The sequence below is a fragment of the Burkholderia sp. KBS0801 genome (assembly GCF_005937855.2).
In the GTDB taxonomy this organism is placed as follows: Bacteria; Pseudomonadota; Gammaproteobacteria; order Burkholderiales; family Burkholderiaceae; genus Burkholderia; species Burkholderia ambifaria.
In genome coordinates, this window is the sequence record NZ_CP042177.1 from 2,257,296 (window position 1) to 2,273,401 (window position 16,106).

Sequence of the window (16,106 nt, forward strand, 5' to 3'; positions counted from 1 at the left end):
TTCGGTCGGCAGCACCCTGCCCTCACACGCCTTTCGGCAGGCGTACCGCGAATATTGTTTCGGTCTGGTCGGACCGCGCGTCAATACGGCCGTGGTGTGCCTTTGCGATTTCGCTGGCGATGAACAAGCCAAGCCCCAAGCCAACATCGTCACTGGGCAAGTCTGGTTGATGCGCTCCGCGCTGAAGCGGGTCGAAGATGCGATCCAGCGTGCACCGATCCATGGCCGGCCCACTGTTCCTGATTTCGATGAGCACTTCCGCATCAGCCGATGCTGCCATCACCCATACCGGTGTCTCGGGCGTTCCGTACTTGACGGCGTTGGCCACGAGATTGCTCAGCAACCGCTGCATTCGCTGATCGTCCCAGTCCCCTCGGAGATCGCCGCTTACCTCGAGATTGATTTCGCGATCGGGATGAGCCACCTGCAATTCATCGACCACATTGGCGAGCACACGGGCGAGATCGATATTGCGTGGAACGACGTTGATGCCTACCCCGAGCTGGGTCCGGTTGTAATCGCAGAGATCGTCAAGGAGGCCCTGCATGCGGCTGCCGCTTCTGATCAATCGCGCGGCAGCGTCCGATACCGCCTCCCCCGCATTGAGCGCGGCAAGATAGGACGCTGTTACGTGAATGGTCTGCAACGGCGTCCGCATGTCGTGACCCAGCATACCGAGCAACAAGTTGCGAGATTGCTCGACCTGTTCGGCGAAGAAAGCGAGCGATTCCGCCAGCGCCTGATCTATCGCTTCATTGAAGCGAATCATGTCGTCCAGATCAGGCGCGCTCGGCTTGCACTCGTCGACCCATAAGCGCAGCACACTGGCACGCAGCGCCCGGTACTCGGCCGCCAACTGGTTGATGTTGAAACCCCGCCGGCCGCGCAGAACGGCATGCGTCTGCGCGGCCGTGGCCTTCACCGGCTGGGGGGCGCGCCCCAACGATTTTTCATGTTGCTCTTCCCTTGTTTGCGGGGTCGTTATGTCCTTGGCTACGGCCTCCAGGATCTGGCGTGCTTGGTCGCGCAGCGCGAGCGAGTCCATGCTCCTGGCGGCTGGTAGCAGCGTGGCGGCAAACGCTTCCCACTGCACCAGGATCGGCTCTATGTTCCTAACAATGAAATCAGCTAGACGCATGTCGCCCTCATAACAGAATGACCGACGGGTGCTTCTGTCGTACTTGCGCGATATTAAGTGAATACCGGGGACCGGCGCAATTACATCGAAAGCAACGCATAATCCGGCCGTCTAATACCCGCTATCCCATGAACTGAGCATAATTTGGTCTGGCCAGCGGACGGGCGGACGCGCGCGAAACTGCTACTGCCAATGTGCCGGAACCAATGTCAAAGCGAACTTCGTGGTTACCCGTCAATGCAGGGATAAACTCGCCCACCGAAGCGATTTTTTGCAGTGGCAGCTGCGCCTTGGTCAGTTAAGGCTTAACTCAAAAGCTGCGCGGTAGCCTACGCCGCATTCCCGACGTTACGCTCTGCCATCACTTCCCTTTTTACTGAGATGTCACTTCGACGCATCAAAACCCTGACCGCGCGCAAAAGATGACGGTTATCGTCGGAATCGAATCTCGAGGCACGGGTACAGCAGATCCGGATCGATCGCCGACAGAATGAACCAGGTTGGCCGATATCTGATGGCAGGCCTCTCGTCCCGGCCGATTCCACAACCCCGCAACTGGCCAAACGGCGAACTTCGCGCGTCCCCGTCCGGGCCACTGGTAAACTCGGGCAACTCAAGCAACAACTTTACGCCGGATCTATGACCACGCTGTCGCCCGAGGCCTTCGCTGGCCACACCCCGATGATGCAGCAGTACCTGCGCATCAAGGCCGATCACCCCGACACGCTCGTCTTCTACCGGATGGGCGACTTCTACGAGCTGTTCTTCGAAGACGCGGAGAAAGCCGCGCGCCTGCTCGACTTGACCCTCACGCAACGCGGCGCATCGGCCGGCACGCCGATCAAGATGGCCGGCGTCCCGCACCACGCGGTCGAACAGTATCTGGCGAAGCTCGTGAAGATGGGCGAATCGGTGGCGATCTGCGAGCAGATCGGCGACCCGGCCACATCGAAGGGGCCGGTCGAGCGCAAGGTCGTGCGCGTCGTCACGCCCGGCACACTGACCGATGCCGCCCTGCTGTCCGACAAGAACGACGTCTACCTGCTTGCAATGTGCACGGGCCACAACAAGCGCGGCGTCGCGGTCAACATCGGCCTCGCGTGGCTGAACCTCGCGAGCGGCGCACTGCGGCTCGCCGAAATCGAACCCGACCAGCTCGGCGCCGCGCTCGAACGCATCCGGCCGGCGGAAATCCTGACGGCGGACGGCGCAACCGACGCGGTGCCCGCCGGCGCCGGCGCGATCAAGCGCGTACCGGCATGGCACTTCGACATCGCCTCGGGCACGCAGCGCCTGTGCGACCAGCTCGACGTCGCGGGCCTCGACGGCTTCGGCGCGCATTCGCTGACGAGCGCATGCGGCGCCGCGGGCGCGCTGCTGCTGTACGCGGCGGCCACGCAGGGCCAGCAACTGCGTCACGTGCGCAGCCTGAAGGTCGAGAACGAAACGGAATACATCGGGCTCGATCCGGCGACACGCCGCAACCTCGAGCTGACCGAAACGCTGCGCGGCACCGAATCGCCGACGCTGTACTCGCTGCTCGACACGTGCTGCACGACGATGGGCAGCCGCCTGCTGCGTCACTGGCTGCATCACCCGCCGCGCGCGTCGGTCGCCGCGCAATCGCGCCAGCAAGCGATCGGCGCACTGCTCGATGCGCCCGCGGACGCGAGCCTCGACGCACTGCGCAGCGCGCTGCGCCAGATCGCCGACGTCGAACGGATCACCGGGCGTCTCGCGCTGCTGTCCGCGCGGCCGCGCGACCTGTCGAGCCTGCGCGATACGTTCGCCGCGCTGCCGGCACTGCGTGAGCGCATCAGCGCGATCGTCGCGAACGCGGATGCGCTCACGCGCGTCGACGCGGCGCTCGCACCGCCCGCCGAATGCCTCGACCTGCTGACGAGCGCGATCGCCCCCGAGCCGGCCGCGATGGTGCGCGACGGCGGCGTGATCGCGCGCGGCTACGACGCGGAGCTCGACGAGCTGCGCGACATCTCCGAGAATTGTGGCCAGTTCCTGATCGATCTCGAAGCGCGCGAGCGCACCCGCACGGGCATCGCGAACCTGCGCGTCGAATACAACAAGGTGCACGGCTTCTACATCGAGGTCACGCGCGGCCAGACCGACAAGGTGCCCGACGACTATCGCCGCCGCCAGACGCTGAAGAATGCCGAGCGCTACATCACGCCCGAACTGAAGACCTTCGAGGACAAGGCACTGTCCGCGCAGGAACGCGCACTGGCCCGCGAGCGCGCGCTGTACGACGGCGTGCTGCAGGCGCTGCTGCCGTTCATTCCCGAATGCCAGCGCGTCGCGTCGGCGCTCGCGGAGCTCGACGTGCTCGCCGCGTTCGCCGAGCGTGCGCGCACGCTCGACTGGGTCGCACCGACCTTCACCGACGAAATCGGCATCGAGATCGAACAGGGTCGCCATCCGGTCGTCGAAGCGCAGGTCGAGCAGTTCATCGCGAACGACTGCCGGTTCGGCGCCGAGCGCAAGCTGTTGCTGATCACCGGCCCGAACATGGGTGGTAAGTCGACGTTCATGCGCCAGACGGCGCTGATCGCGCTGATGGCGTATGTCGGCAGCTACGTGCCCGCGAAGTCGGCCTGCTTCGGCCCGATCGACCGCATCTTCACGCGGATCGGCGCGGCCGACGACCTCGCCGGCGGCCGCTCGACCTTCATGGTCGAGATGACCGAAGCCGCCGCGATCCTCAACGACGCGACGCCGCAAAGCCTCGTGCTGATGGATGAAATCGGCCGCGGCACGTCGACGTTCGACGGCCTCGCGCTTGCATGGGCCATCGCGCGTCACCTGCTCGCGCAAAACGGCTGCTACACGCTGTTCGCGACGCACTACTTCGAGCTGACGCAACTGCCGGCCGAATTCCCGCAAGCGGCGAACGTCCACCTGTCGGCCGTCGAGCACGGCCACGGCATCGTGTTCCTGCACGCGGTCAACGAAGGTCCGGCGAACCAGAGCTACGGGCTGCAGGTTGCGCAGCTCGCGGGCGTACCGGCGCCGGTGATCCGTGCCGCACGCAAGCATCTCGCGTATCTCGAACAGCAGTCGGCCACGCAGAACACGCCGCAGCTCGATCTCTTCAGCGCGCCGCCCGCCGCGGCCGACGAACTCGAATGCGCGGATGCACCGGCGGTGTCCGCCATCCCGCACCCGGCGCTCGAAAAGCTGCGCGACATCGATCCCGACGACCTCAAGCCGCGCGACGCGCTCGACCTGCTGTACGAACTGCGCACGCTCGTCCGCTCGCACGATGCCGACGGGCACGCATAAACGCCTCCCGTCGGGCCGGCCGGCCCGCGCCGCAGCCGCCGCGCTGATCGCGGCGGTGCTCGCGCTGGCGCAGGCCGGCGCGCAGGCCGCGCCGCCCAAGCGTGCCGCCGCACCCTACTCGTTCGCGATCGTATCGGGCGTGATCGCCGCGCCGGCCGACGAACCGGCCGCACAGCGACTGCTCGAATCGATCGCGCGCGAGCGCAATCTGGCTTTCGTCGTCTATGCAGGCGACATCAAGGGCACGAAGGAAGCGTGCCGCGACGCGCTGTATACGCAGCGCGGTGCGATCCTCGACGCGTCGCGCGTGCCGCTCGTGTTCATTCCCGGCCACGACGACTGGGTGACATGCAACACCGCGGCCGGCGGCGGCTACGATCCGGTCGAACGTCTGGACTTCCTGCGGCAGACGCTGCTTGCCGACGCGGCGCTGCCCGACCCCGGCGCGCTGCAGATCACGCGCGAAAGCGAAGTCGCCCGGTTCCGGCCATATCGCGAAAACGCGCGCTGGATGCATGACGACGTCGTCTACGTCGCGTTGAACGCACCGGCCCCGAACAACCATTACCTGACGGCCGGCGGCCGCAACGGTGAATTCGAGGACCGCATCATCGCGAACGGCTTCTGGATCGACCATGCGGCCGAATATGCGAAGCGGCGCGAAGCGCGCGCAATGGTGGTGATTTTCGAAGGCGATCCGCAGTTCGATCGCTACGAGCGAGCCGAACGCTTTGCGTGGTTGCGCTTCAACCGGCCGCGCGTCCGTGATGGCTTCCACGAGTTGAAACGAACGCTGGTGAAGGCGGCGGCGACTTTCCGCGGGCCGATCCTGGTGATGCACGCGAGCAGCGAGCCGCTTGCGAATGGCTTCCTGATCGATCGCCCGCTGCATGCGGACGACGGTGTGCTGGTGGGAAATGTGACGCGCGTCGCGATCGGACCGCGTCATCCTGCGAATCAGTGGGTGAAGGTGAGCGTGTCGCCGGCACGGCAGACGATCTTCAACGTGAGCCTGCAGGACGTGCCGAAGAACCTGCCGATCCCGCCCGCCCTGCCAGCCGTGCCGCGCGACGATGTGCCGCTGCCGCAGATGCCGGAAATTCCAGCGTTGCCGGCACTGCCCGACTCGTCGTCGGTCGCGCCGCCGCTGCAAGGCGACGGCACGACGCCGGGTGCGCCGCCCCCTCCTTCAGGGCCGGCGCCCGGCCTGCCCGCCAGCTCAGTGCAGGGTCCGCCCTGACGGCGTGTCGCCGTCCTCGTCTTCGTCCTCGTCGACGATTTCGAGGCCTTCCGCGCCGTGCGCGTGCTCATGCTCGATCTCGTCCTCGGTCGCTTCGCGAACGTCCTTGACCGTGAGCGCAAAACGCAGCGCCATGCCCGCGAGCGGGTGGTTGCCGTCGAGCACGACCTTGTCTTCGGCGACGTCGGTGACCGTGTAGATCAGCGAATCCACTTCCTCGTCGCCGTCTTCCGGCGTGCCTTCGAACTGCATGCCCACTTCGAGCGGCTCGGGAAAACGATCGCGCGGCTCGATCTTCACGAGTTCGGGATCGTAGTCGCCGAACGCGTCCTGCGGCTCGAGCTGAACCTGAGCCTGATAACCGGGCTCGTGGCCGTCGAGCTGTTCCTCGATCTTGGGGAACGTGCCATCATAGCCGCCGTGCAGATAGACCATCGGCTCGTCGCTTTCCTCGATCAGGTTGCCTTGTGCATCCGACAACTTGTAAGTGACAGACACGACGGTGTTTTTTGCGATTTTCATCCAATTCTCCCAAATACAAGTCTCATTATACGATGCGCAACCGGTCTCAAGCCGAACCGCGGGATGCCGCTGCCGCCCCGCTCGGCGCGCCTCCTTCCGATCTTCCCACACCGCTGCTCGGCGGTCTCTCGCCGGCGCAATTCATGCGCCGCTACTGGCAGAAAAAGCCGCTGTTGATCCGTCAGGCGATCCCCGGCGTGAAGCCGCCGGTCACGCGCGACGCACTGTTCGAACTGGCAGCCGACTATGACGCCGAATCGCGACTGATCACCCATTTTCGTAACAAGTGGCAACTCGCGCACGGCCCATTCGAGCCGGGCGCGCTGCCCGCCGTGTCGCGCAAATCCTGGTCCCTGCTCGTGCAGGGGCTCGACCTGCACGTCGACGCGGCCCGCGCGCTGCTCGACCGCTTCCGCTTCATCCCGGACGCGCGCCTCGACGACCTGATGATTTCGTACGCGACGGACGGCGGCGGCGTCGGCCCGCACTTCGACTCGTATGACGTGTTCCTGCTGCAGGTCGAAGGCCGGCGCCGCTGGCGCATCGGCGCGCAGAAGGATCTGTCGCTGCAACCGGACGTGCCGCTGAAGATCCTCGAGCATTTCGAGCCGAGCGACGAGTGGGTGCTGGAGCCGGGCGACATGCTGTACCTGCCGCCGCACATCGCGCACGACGGCGTGGCCGAAGGAGAATGCATGACCTGCTCGATGGGCTTTCGGGCACCGTCCGCCGGCGAGTTGGGCGCGCAATTCCTGTACTACCTCGCGGAACGCGGCGGCCTGCGTGACGGGCGCGGCGACGCGCTCTACCGCGACCCGAAGCAGCCGGCGGTCGACACGCCGGCGCAACTGCCGCCGGCGATGGTCGATCGCGTCGCCGAGATCGTCGATGCGATCCGCTGGCGCAAGCGCGACGTCGCCGAATTCTTGGGCTGCTATCTGAGCGAGCCGAAATCTAGCGTGGTATTCGAGCCGCCGGCACGCCCGCTGTCCGAGGCGGCGTTCGTCACGCAGGCTTCTCGCCGTGGCGTATATCTCGACAGAAGGGCCGCATTGATGTATAACGCGCGATCGTACTTCATTAATGGTGAAGAAGAACCGCTCGAGCAAGCCGGCGAATGGCTGCCCGAACTGGCCAATCTGCGCCATATGGAGGCGAAACGGTTTGTAACACTCTCCCGGGCTCCCTCCATGACAGCCTTGCTGCACGAGTGGTATTGTGCGGGCTGGATACGGGTCGGAAACCGGATTTAGTGAGTTGCCCCGTATGCCCATGCAGATCAAATTCTGTATGGGAAAGACAACGTATTGACCCCGCATTTGTCGACGGTCGATAGGAAAGTGCATATAATTTCCGCCCAAGCCGTAGGGAAGATTCACGCTCTAGAAGTGCGTCTCCACCAGCGGCCCAGGTCGGTGTTGGAGCACATTACCGGTATTGTTTCGCGCTGTTGCTTACCTTTAACCATAAAAGGACGTGATCATGAAGAAATCCCTCCTCGTAGCTTCCCTGTTGGCTGCTGTTGCACTGGCTGCTTGCAACAAGAGCGCTGATCAAGCTGCTTCGTCGGCTGCTAGCGACGCATCGGCTGCTGCTTCGTCGGCTGCTTCGGCAGTTGCTGGTGCTGCGAGCGACGCTTCGGCTGCTGCTTCGTCGGCTTCGGCTGCTGCGAGCGATGCAGCTGCTGCTGTGGCGTCGGCTGCTTCGGCAGCGACGGCTGCTCCGGCTTCGGGCGCAAGCCAGTAAGCCTCAGCATCAGCTGAAAAAAAACCGGCCCTCTGGGCCGGTTTTTTTATGTCCGTCGGTTCCGCATCGCACGCCCGGCAGCCAGGACGGCCAAGACGCCGCCCGCCCCCCTCTTGCGCCCCTTGCGCGGCCGCTCAGCCGAGCGTCAGCCAGTCGAAGCCCGCGTCCTGCGTGGCGACGACCACCTCTTCTCCGTCCGTTCCGAGCACGCCGGCAAACGCCTGGCGGGCCAGCTCGGGCCGATTGTTCTGCTGGCTCAGGTGCGCCGCGACCAGATGCTGGAGACAGCTGCGTTCGAGCGACGCGAGGATGCCGGCGGCGGCATCGTTGCTCAGGTGGCCGTGATTGCCGCCGATCCGCGCCTTCAGCGACTGCGGATAGCGGCTGCCGGCCAGCATCGCGGTATCGTGGTTGGATTCGAGCACCAGCGCGTCACAGCCGCTCAGAACGGTCGTGATGTGCGGCGTGGCCATTCCGACGTCGGTCAGCACGCCGAGCCGGCGGCAACCGTCCATAAAGACGAACTGGAGCGGTTCCCGCGCGTCGTGGGGCACCGTATAGGGCATCACGGCCAGATCGCGTATCGCGGCCGTCTCATCGCCCCATAACACGTGGAGATCGACATCGGCCTCGTCCGCGCCCACCGCGCGCGCGGTGCCCCAGCTCATGTAGAGCGGCAGCGACCCGCGCCGCGCGAGCGTCAGCGCGCTGCCGACGTGGTCGCTGTGTTCATGGGTAACGAGGATTGCATCGAGATCGTCGATGCCGAGATTCAGGCGGCCGAGGCGGCGCTCGACCTCCTTCGCTGAAAAACCGCAGTCGAGCAGCACGCGGGTGGTCGTCGTGCCGCTCGCGACCTCGACGACCAGTGCGTTGCCTTCGCTGCCGCTACCGAGGCTGGCGAAGCGCACGCGGTCAGTTCAGTTCGGCGTGCAGCAGCGAAATGATCCGCTGCGCGTCCGACGAGTTGTCGACCTTGCCGCTGGCGTCGACCACCGCGACCTGCGTGCCGCTGCCCTGGGCGCGCACGTTGACGAGGTATTCCTTGCCGGGCTTGGCCGCCGCCGGGCCGCCGTAGAACAGCTTGCCGAACAGCCCGTCGCGCTTGAGCTCTTCCATCGTGTTCGCGTAGCGGACCGTGTACAGGCCCTTCTCGCGATCGCGATTGTCGACCGCGAAATTGGTACGGTCGAGCGCAAGACCGACGCGCAGCCATGCGCGGTCGAACGATTCAGCCAGCTGCAGCGTCGCGGCGCCGCTGCTCGCGTCGCCGACCTGCGCCGGCGCCGTCGCCGGACGCGCGTCCGTCAGCAGCTGCTTCGCCTGCGCGTCGCTCAGGCCGAACTTCTGCATCAGCTTCGACAGGAACACGGCCTCGAGCACCGGGTTGCGCGGACGCTCTTCCCAGCGCGACGACGTGCCGCCCTGCGGACCGACCATCATTTCCTCCATCGCGCTGTGCGTGATCGAGATGTCGGTGTTGCCGTTCGACGTGCGGTTCACGAGCGTACGGAAACGGTCGCGCGTGCCGGACGAGTATGCGAAATCGATGACCTTGCCGATCGTGCGGCGGAACCAGTCGTCGGGAATGTTCGCGCGGTTCTCGGCCCAGTCGGTGGCCATGATGCCGGTCGACGGTGCGTCGGTCTTCAGCGAGAAGCCGTTCTCCTGCCAGAATTCCTTCAGGATCGGCCACAGCTGCTCGGGCGTGCGCCCGTCGACGACGAGCCAGCGGCGGTCGCCGTCGCGCTCGATATGCATGCCGAGCGGATCCTGCGCGCTCGGGACGCCGTCGGTCGCGTTGCCGGCGGCCGTCGTCGCCCGCGGCGGCAGCGTACCAAGACCTGCGTTGCTCGGCGGCGCGACGAACTGCTGAGTCGTCGGCACCGGCTTCAGGTCGCTCGGCACGGCGAGCGGCGGCGCCGAACCCGTGTTCTTGTAGTTGACGCGGTCAGGAGCCAGATAGTCGTTCAGCGTATCGCAGCCGGCGAGCGCGCCCAGCGCCAGCGCCACCACCGAAACCTGGATGGCGCGAGATGAAAAGGCGAAACGTTTCATGAAATCCTTCGTCTTGCTAGAGCGCTCGTCAGGAGCGGCGCCGGACGGAGCCGGCCGGTGCGGGTTGATGAGGAGTGCCGGCGGCCGCAGGACGCGGCCGCCTGTGCATCAGGCGAGGACGCCGGCCTCGACGAGAGCCGAACGCACGACATCGTGACAGCGCTCGTCGAGCGGCGTAAGCGGCAGGCGGATGCCGCCCTGCATCTTGCCCATCGCCTGCAGCGCCCACTTCACCGGAATCGGGTTCGCCTCGATGAACAGGTTCTTGTGCAGCGACAGCAGCTTCATGTGCAGCGCGCGCGCCGTGGCGACGTCGCCGGCCAGCGCCGCGCGGCACAGGTCGCTCATCGCGCGCGGTGCGACGTTCGCCGTCACCGAGATGTTGCCGTGGCCGCCGAGAAGCATCAGCGCGATCGCGGTCGGATCGTCGCCGCTGTAGATCGCGAAATGCTTCGGCGCGGCCTTGATCAGGTGCGCGGCGCGATCGATGTTGCCCGTCGCTTCCTTCACGCCGATGATGCCCGGCACCTGCGCGAGGCGCAGCGTCGTCTCGTGCGCCATGTCCGCGACCGTGCGGCCCGGCACGTTGTACAGGATCACCGGCAGGTCGACCGCTTCGGCGATCGACTTGAAGTGCCGGTACATCCCTTCCTGCGTGGGCTTGTTGTAGTACGGCACGACCTGCAGCGTCGCGTCGGCGCCGACGGCCTTCGCGTGCTTCGTCAGTTCGATCGCTTCCGCGGTCGAATTGCCGCCCGCGCCCGCGATGATCGGGATGCGCTTCGCCGCATGCTCGACCGCCGTGCGGATCATCAGGATGTGCTCTTCGACGTTGAGCGTTGCCGACTCGCCACTCGTGCCGACCACGACGATTGCGTCGGTGCCTTCCGCGATGTGCCAGTCGATCAGTTTGCGAAACGCCGGCAGATCGAGACTGCCGTCTTCGAGCATCGGAGTGACGATCGCGGGGATGCTGCCGCGGATTTGAATGCCGTCTTGGGTGCCGTTAGCCATGAAACGCGATTGATTGATGTACCGGTAAACGTTGGATTGTAGCGGATTAGCCGGGCAGTTCGTAACGTGGAATTCCCGCCCCCGCCGTCGGGGTCGCGCCCTCACGTACCGCGCAGATGCGCTGCACGAACGCCTCGCGCGGCCCGGCGACGAATCCGTCCTCGTAGGCGACCACCCGCAGGCGGCCGCGCACGGCGTCCAGCAACTCGCCCGGCGCGAGCAGGAACGTGGGGTTGGACGGTTTGCCGACCGTTTCGTTTCCTTGCGCGAAGGTTTCGTAGATGAGCACCCCGCCGGGCGCCACCGCATCGAGCAGATGGGGCCAGAGCGGACGATGCAGATAATGGGTAACGATCACGGCCGCGAACGACTCTCCCGCCTGCAGCGGCCAGGGTGCGCCCTCGAGATCGGCGTCGCGCGCGTCGACGCCGGCGATCGCCCGCAATGCGGCCAGCGCGGCCGGATCGCGGTCGAGCGCGACGACCGGATGCCCGTGCGACGCGAACCAGCGCGCATGGCGGCCGCCGCCCGCGGCGACGTCGAGCACCGCACCGCCCGCCGGGACGAGCCGCGACCACCGGGCGACCCAGCGCGACGGCTCGGTCTGGGCGACGTGGCCGCCCGCGGCGACAATGACGGATTCGCGCATGCCTCAGCTCAGGTGTACGACAGGCCCATCGCCTCGCGCACGTCGCGCATCGTCTCGACCGCGTGCTTGCGCGCCTTGTCGCAGCCGTCCGCGACGATCGCGCGCAGCAGCGACGGATCGTCCATGTACTTCTGTGCGCGCTCGAGCATCGGCTGCTGTTCGCGCAGGATCCCTTCGACGACCGGCTGCTTGCAGTCGAGGCAGCCGATGCCCGCCGAACGGCAGCCGTGCTGCACCCACTCGTGCGTCGTCGCGTCCGTGTAGACCTGGTGCAGCTGCCACACCGGGCACTTGTCGGGATCGCCCGGATCGGTGCGGCGCACGCGCGCCGGATCGGTCGGCATCGTGCGGACCTTCTTCGTGATCGTCTCCGCGTCTTCGCGCAGGCCGATCGTATTGCCGTACGACTTCGACATCTTCTGGCCGTCGAGGCCCGGCATCCGCGACGCTTCGGTCAGCAGCGCCTGCGGCTCGACCAGGATGATCTTGCGCGCGCCTTCGAGATAGCCGAACAGGCGCTCGCGGTCGCTCATCGACAGGCTCTGCGATTCCTGCAGCATCGCGCGCGCCTGTTCGAGCGCCTCGTCGTCGCCCTCCTGCTGGTATGCATTGCGCAGCTCGTGATAGAGCTTCGCGCGCTTGCCGCCGAGCTTCTTCGCGGCTTCGAGCGCCTTCTCCTCGAAGCCTGGCTCGCGGCCGTACAGGTAATTGAAGCGGCGCGCGATCTCGCGCGTCATCTCGACGTGCGGCACCTGGTCTTCACCGACCGGCACGAGCGAACCGCGATACAGCAGGATGTCGGCGGCCATCAGCACCGGGTAGCCGAGGAAGCCGTAGGTCGACAGATCCTTGTCCTTCAGCTTCTCCATCTGCTCCTTGTAGGTCGGCACGCGCTCGAGCCAGCCGAGCGGCGTGCTCATGCCGAGCAGCAGCGCGAGTTCCGCGTGCTCGGGCACCTTGCTCTGGATGAACAGCGTCGCCTGCGCCGGATCGATGCCGGACGCGAGCCAGTCGATCAGCACGTCCCACACGTTCTTCTCGATGACCTCGGGCGTCTCGTAGTGCGTCGTCAGCGCATGCCAGTCGACCACGCAGAAGAAACACGGGTACTCGGACTGCAGCTTCACCCAGTTTTTCAGCACGCCGTGGTAGTGGCCGAGGTGCAGCGACCCGGTGGGTCGCATGCCGGAGAAAATACGATCTGGGAACATGATTGTCGTTAGAAAAGCGAGGCGAAGGGAGACAGGATGGCGCTCAGCACGCCGGCCGCGGCGTTCACGAGCGGACGCAGCCAGAAATTCGTCAGCACGCCCGTCGCGACCAGCGCGAGGACGATGATGAAACCGTACGGCTCGATGCGCGACAGCGCGATCGATTGCTTCGGCGGCAGCAGCGCCGCCAGGATCCGGCCGCCGTCGAGCGGCGGCAGCGGAAACAGGTTCAGCACGCCGAGCACCAGGTTCGCGCTGACGCCCGCGTAGGCCATCCGCGTGAAGAACGGCTCGTCGACGCCGGCCGCGGGCAGCACGATGGTCAGCATGCCCCAGATCAACGCCTGCACGAAGTTGCAGGCCGGGCCCGCGAGCGCGACCCACAGGCTGCCCCAGCGCGGATTACGCAGGTTGCCGAACGAGACCGGCACCGGCTTCGCATAGCCGAACAGGAACGCGCCGCCGGTCAGGAAATACATCGCGAGCGGAATCGCGATCGTGCCGAGCGGATCGATGTGGCGCATCGGATTGAAGGACACGCGCCCCATCATGTAGGCGGTGTTGTCGCCGAGCAGGCGCGCGGCATAGCCATGCGCGGCCTCGTGCAGCGTGATCGCGAAGATCACGGGCAGCGCGTAGACGGCGATGGTCTGTATCAGGGAAGCATCCATATCGCGTTATTGTAACAAGCGCACTCGCGCAAAAATGAACGGCGTGCGCTTACGCGGCCACGAGCCCGAACGGTTCGAGCGCGCCGCGCCCCGCGCGCACGAGCTGCGGCTCGTCGCCCGTCAGGTCGATCACCGTCGACGGCTCGCGCGGACACGCACCGCCGTCGATCACGAGATCGACCTGCTTCTCGAGCCGCGCGCGGATATCCTCCGGATCGTTGAGCGGCTCGTCGTCCGGCGGCAGGATCAGCGTCGTGCCGAGCAGCGGCTGCCCAAGCGATTCGAGCAGCGCGAGCGTGATCGCGTGATCGGGCACGCGCAGCCCGATCGTCTTGCGCGACGGGTGCGACAGCCGGCGCGGTACTTCCTTCGTCGCCTGCAGGATGAACACGTACGGGCCCGGCGTCACCGACTTGATCTGCCGGTACTGGCGGTTGTCCACCATCGCGAAGTTGGCCAGCTCCGACAGGTCGCGCACGAGCAGCGACAGGTGCTGCTTGTCGTCGAGGCCGCGGATGCGGCGCACGCGCTCGACCGCGTCCTTGTCGTCGAGGTGGCACGCGAGCGCGTAGCTCGAATCGGTCGGCATCGCGATCACGCCGCCCTTGCTGACGATGTCCGCGGCCTGCTTGATCAGGCGCGGCTGCGGATTATCCGGGTGAATCCTGAAGAACTGGGACATGGGGGCACGTAAAGGGGGAAAAGTCGGAGGCGGGCGCGACGGGCGCCGCGTGCGGCAAGCGGCCGCCGCGCGTCAGAGCCAGCGTTCCCAGACCGGTTTCAGGTCGGGCGGCAACGGCGGCAGGCCGCCGAGCTCGACGCGGCCCTCGCCCGGCGCGTGGAAATCCGAACCGCGCGACACCTCGAAGCCGAAGCGGCGGGCGACGTCCGCGTATTCGCGGTACTGGTCGGGCGTGTGGCTGCCCGTGATGACCTCGATCGCGCGGCCGCCGAGATCGATGAATTCGCCGAAGAACGCATCGAATTCGACCGGCGTATAGCGGTAGCGGCCCGGGTGAGCGACGACGGCCTCGCCGCCCGCCGCGCGAATCCACGAAACCGCATCGGACAACGTCGCCCAGCGGTGCGGGACGAATCCGGGCTTGCCGTCGCCGAGCAGGCGGTCGAACACGTCGGACGTGGATTCGGCATGGCCGTGCTCGACCAGAAAGCGCGCGAAGTGGGTGCGGGAGATCAGGTCGGGATTCGATACGTACTGCAGCGCGCCTTCGTACGCGCCGGGGATGCCGAGCGTCTCGAGCTGCGCGGCGATCGCCTGTGCGCGGGCGGCACGGCCGTGGCGCGTGCGATGGAGGCCGTCGACGAGCGTCGGGTTCGACGGATCGATGTGCAGCCCGACGATGTGAACCGTGCGCGACGCCCACGTGACCGAAATCTCGACGCCGCTCAGGTAGCGCATGCCGAGCGCCTCGGCCTCGCTGCGCGCCGCCGCCTGGCCGCCGATCTCGTCGTGGTCGGTCAGCGCCCACAGGGTCACGCCGCCGGCATGAGCGCGGCGCGCAACGTCGGCAGGCGACAGCAACCCGTCGGAAACATTCGAATGGCAGTGGAGATCGGCGTTCATTGGCGGTATGGCAGGTGAAGCTTCATTCTACTGCAATGCGGCAATTCCGCCGCCCGCCTGCCCTGCCGATACCGCCGCGGCCCTACGCGCAGAAGGCCTCGATCAGCGCCGCGATCTGCTCCGGCTGGTCGTGGTGCACCATGTGGCCCGCATCCTCGACGAGCTTTTCGCGCCAGTCCGGGAACGCGCCGAAGCGCGCCTTGAACTCCGGCAGCGGGATGTCGCCCGCGAGGTACGCGAGCGTCGGCGAAGCGACGGCCTCGACGTGCAGCACCTTCGCGCGCACCTGCTTCCAGACGGCCATCACCTCGTCGAGCCGGTACAACGTCGGGCCCGCCATCTTGTGCGCGGGGTCCGCGAGCAGGTGGTAGAGGCCGTCGTCGCCGCGCTTCGACCAGTGTGCGGCAAGGAACGCGGCGCGGCGCGGCTCGAGCCGCGGATTGGTCTTGATCAGCCGGGCCGCCACGTCGTCGAGCGACGCGTACGGGCGCAGCACCGGCGGCTCGCGCAGCTCGTCGAGCCAGCCGCGCAGCCGGCGCGGCGCCTGCTCGGCCCGCGCGGGGGCGAGCCCGAACCCTTCGAGGTCGACCACGCGCCGCACGCGCTCCGGCCGCGCGCCCGCGTACAGGCACACGACGTTCGCGCCCATGCTGTGCCCGATCAGATTGACTTCGCCGGTCGGCGCATAGTGATCGACGAGCGCATCGAGATCGCCCAGATATTCGTGGAACCAGTAATGACCGCCGCCGTGCCGTGCGACCGGCCAGTCGGACAGGCCGAAGCCGCGCGCATCAGGCGCGATCACCTGCCAGTCGCCCGCGAGCGCGTCGACGACGAACTGGAACGACGCCGCGACGTCCATCCACCCGTGCAGCATGAACAGCGTCGGCGCATCGGGCCGGCCCCAGCGCCGCACATGCAGCTTGACGCCGCGCACCGTGACGAAATCGGAAACAGAACTCGACGCACTCATTG

Annotated in this window: 16 protein-coding genes; 4 read left to right on the plus strand and 12 right to left on the minus strand. The window is 66.5% G+C overall.

The genetic code is table 11. From position 1 onward, the window contains the following. Positions 1-22: 22 nt before the first annotated feature. Positions 23-1,138, minus strand: coding sequence for a sensor histidine kinase (locus FFI87_RS10710; RefSeq protein WP_138847484.1), 1,116 nt, complete (start codon positions 1,136-1,138; stop codon positions 23-25). A gap of 639 nt (positions 1,139-1,777) precedes the next feature. On the opposite strand from FFI87_RS10710, the gene mutS reads away from it, so the two are divergent. Both mutS and FFI87_RS10720 read left to right on the plus strand, forming a co-directional pair. Beyond that, positions 1,778-4,435 carry a DNA mismatch repair protein MutS gene (gene mutS / locus FFI87_RS10715; RefSeq protein ID WP_138847483.1) on the plus strand — a complete coding sequence of 886 codons (2,658 nt, stop codon included), beginning with the start codon at positions 1,778-1,780 and terminating at the stop codon, positions 4,433-4,435. Next, on the plus strand, positions 4,416-5,675 hold the full coding sequence (locus FFI87_RS10720) for a hypothetical protein (protein WP_138847482.1): 1,260 nt from the start codon (positions 4,416-4,418) through the stop codon (positions 5,673-5,675). Before mutS ends, FFI87_RS10720 begins: the two co-directional genes overlap by 20 nt. Here FFI87_RS10720 and FFI87_RS10725 read toward each other — a convergent pair. Next, entirely contained in the window at positions 5,655-6,197 is a 543-nt protein-coding gene (locus FFI87_RS10725; RefSeq protein WP_105834238.1) for a peptidylprolyl isomerase, read from the minus strand. The genes FFI87_RS10720 and FFI87_RS10725 overlap by 21 nt on opposite strands. 32 nt (positions 6,198-6,229) lie before the next feature. On the opposite strand from FFI87_RS10725, the gene FFI87_RS10730 reads away from it, so the two are divergent. Both FFI87_RS10730 and FFI87_RS35340 read left to right on the plus strand, forming a co-directional pair. Next, positions 6,230-7,450, plus strand: a complete 1,221-nt coding sequence (locus FFI87_RS10730) for a cupin domain-containing protein (protein ID WP_138847481.1) — start codon at positions 6,230-6,232, stop codon at positions 7,448-7,450. Between the two features lie 54 nt (positions 7,451-7,504). Then, a complete protein-coding gene (locus tag FFI87_RS35340) occupies positions 7,505-7,750 on the plus strand; it encodes a hypothetical protein (RefSeq protein ID WP_011657350.1) in 246 nt (81 codons plus the stop codon). A gap of 20 nt (positions 7,751-7,770) precedes the next feature. Here the strand turns inward: FFI87_RS35340 and FFI87_RS34445 are convergent, their stop codons facing one another. From FFI87_RS34445 to FFI87_RS10785, 10 genes are all read right to left on the minus strand, one after another. Then, positions 7,771-7,953, minus strand: a complete 183-nt coding sequence (locus FFI87_RS34445; RefSeq protein WP_011657351.1) for a hypothetical protein — start codon at positions 7,951-7,953, stop codon at positions 7,771-7,773. A gap of 124 nt (positions 7,954-8,077) precedes the next feature. Then, a complete protein-coding gene (locus tag FFI87_RS10745) occupies positions 8,078-8,854 on the minus strand; it encodes an MBL fold metallo-hydrolase (RefSeq protein ID WP_138847480.1) in 777 nt (258 codons plus the stop codon). A gap of 4 nt (positions 8,855-8,858) precedes the next feature. Then, complete coding sequence (gene bamC, locus FFI87_RS10750) at positions 8,859-10,001, minus strand: outer membrane protein assembly factor BamC (RefSeq protein ID WP_006751603.1); 1,143 nt, start codon at positions 9,999-10,001, stop codon at positions 8,859-8,861. A 108-nt stretch (positions 10,002-10,109) separates the two neighbouring features. Next, entirely contained in the window at positions 10,110-11,015 is a 906-nt protein-coding gene (gene dapA, locus FFI87_RS10755) for a 4-hydroxy-tetrahydrodipicolinate synthase (RefSeq protein ID WP_006751602.1), read from the minus strand. A 46-nt stretch (positions 11,016-11,061) separates the two neighbouring features. Next, positions 11,062-11,664, minus strand: coding sequence for a class I SAM-dependent methyltransferase (locus tag FFI87_RS10760; RefSeq protein ID WP_012364201.1), 603 nt, complete (start codon positions 11,662-11,664; stop codon positions 11,062-11,064). A gap of 8 nt (positions 11,665-11,672) precedes the next feature. Further along, positions 11,673-12,875 (minus strand): tryptophan--tRNA ligase, encoded by a 1,203-nt coding sequence (locus tag FFI87_RS10765; RefSeq protein WP_011657355.1) that lies wholly within the window; start codon positions 12,873-12,875, stop codon positions 11,673-11,675. 8 nt (positions 12,876-12,883) lie between these two features. Beyond that, positions 12,884-13,546, minus strand: coding sequence for a site-2 protease family protein (locus tag FFI87_RS10770; RefSeq protein WP_138847479.1), 663 nt, complete (start codon positions 13,544-13,546; stop codon positions 12,884-12,886). 49 nt (positions 13,547-13,595) lie between these two features. Beyond that, positions 13,596-14,228 carry an L-threonylcarbamoyladenylate synthase gene (locus FFI87_RS10775; RefSeq protein WP_006762218.1) on the minus strand — a complete coding sequence of 211 codons (633 nt, stop codon included), beginning with the start codon at positions 14,226-14,228 and terminating at the stop codon, positions 13,596-13,598. 72 nt (positions 14,229-14,300) lie between these two features. Continuing rightward, positions 14,301-15,131, minus strand: a complete 831-nt coding sequence (locus tag FFI87_RS10780) for a 3',5'-nucleoside bisphosphate phosphatase (RefSeq protein ID WP_138847478.1) — start codon at positions 15,129-15,131, stop codon at positions 14,301-14,303. Between the two features lie 82 nt (positions 15,132-15,213). Then, the gene (locus tag FFI87_RS10785) at positions 15,214-16,104 is read right to left on the minus strand and encodes an alpha/beta fold hydrolase (protein ID WP_012364204.1); all 891 of its coding nucleotides are present in this window, start codon (positions 16,102-16,104) and stop codon (positions 15,214-15,216) included. Positions 16,105-16,106: the final 2 nt, after the last annotated feature.